The following is a 1,378-nucleotide window of genomic DNA, read 5'->3' on the forward strand; positions in this document are numbered from 1 at the left end:
GCCTAAGCTAACCCCATCAATTAACCTTCCGGCACCGGGCAGGCGTCACACCGTATACGTCATCTTTCGATTTTGCACAGTGCTATGTTTTTAGTAAACAGTTGCAGCCACCTGGTCTCTGCAACCCTCAAAAGCTTACGGAGCAAGTCCTTCACCTTTAAGGGCACACCTTCTCCCGAAGTTACGGTGTTATTTTGCCTAGTTCCTTCACCCGAGTTCTCTCAAGCGCCTTGGAATTCTCATCCTGACCACCTGTGTTGGTTTGGGGTACGATTCTTTATTACCTGAAGCTTAGAAGCTTTTCTTGGAAGCATGGCATCAATCACTTCGTCCAAAAGAGGACTCGTCATCAGGTCTCAGCATAGAGTATCCCGGATTTACCTAAGATACATGCCTACATCCTTAAACTTGGACAACCATCGCCAAGCTGATCTAGCCTACTCCGTCCCTCCATCGCAGTAATAAAAAGTGCAGGAATATTAACCTGCTTCCCATCGACTACGCCTCTCGGCCTCGTCTTAGGGGTCGACTAACCCTACGTCGATTAACGTTGCGTAGGAAACCTTGGTCTTTCGGCGAGGGAGCTTTTCACTCCCTTTATCGCTACTCATGTCAGCATTCGCACTTCTGATACCTCCAGGACACTTTACAATGCCCCTTCGCAGGCTTACAGAACGCTCCTCTACCATGCCATAAATGGCATCCGCATCTTCGGTATATTACTTAGCCCCGTTAAATCTTCGGCGCAGGCCGACTCGATCAGTGAGCTATTACGCTTTCTTTAAAGGGTGGCTGCTTCTAAGCCAACCTCCTGACTGTCTGAGCCTTCCCACATCCTTTCCCACTTAGTAATATTTAGGGACCTTAGATGGCGGTCTGGGTTGTTTCCCTCTTGACTACGGACGTTAGCACCCGCAGTCTGTCTCCCATGATTGTACTTGTTGGTATTCGGAGTTTGCAATGGGCTGCTAATCCTTGACGGACCGCTAGACCATAACAGTGCTCTACCCCCAACAGTAAGACATGAGGCACTACCTAAATAGTTTTCGAGGAGAACCAGCTATCTCCGGGCTTGATTAGCCTTTCACTCCGATCCACAGCTCATCCCCGCATTTTTCAACATACGTGGGTTCGGTCCTCCAGTACCTGTTACGGCACCTTCAACCTGGCCATGGATAGATCGCCCGGTTTCGGGTCTACACCATGCAACTAAACGCCCATTTAAGACTCGGTTTCCCTACGACTCCCCTATTCGGTTAATCTCGCTACATAATGTAAGTCGCTGACCCATTATACAAAAGGTACGCAGTCACAGAACAAGTCTGCTCCTACTGCTTGTACGTACACGGTTTCAGGTTCTATTTCACTCCCCTTCAGG

General features: G+C 49.0%; 1 rRNA gene. It reads right to left on the reverse strand.

The window, feature by feature from the left end:
* A 23S ribosomal RNA gene (locus tag VBE63_RS29370) occupies positions 1 to 1,378 on the reverse strand; the annotation flags it as partial.

The sequence above is a fragment of the Lamprobacter sp. genome (assembly GCF_034860625.1).
Classification (GTDB): domain Bacteria; phylum Pseudomonadota; class Gammaproteobacteria; order Chromatiales; family Chromatiaceae; genus Lamprobacter.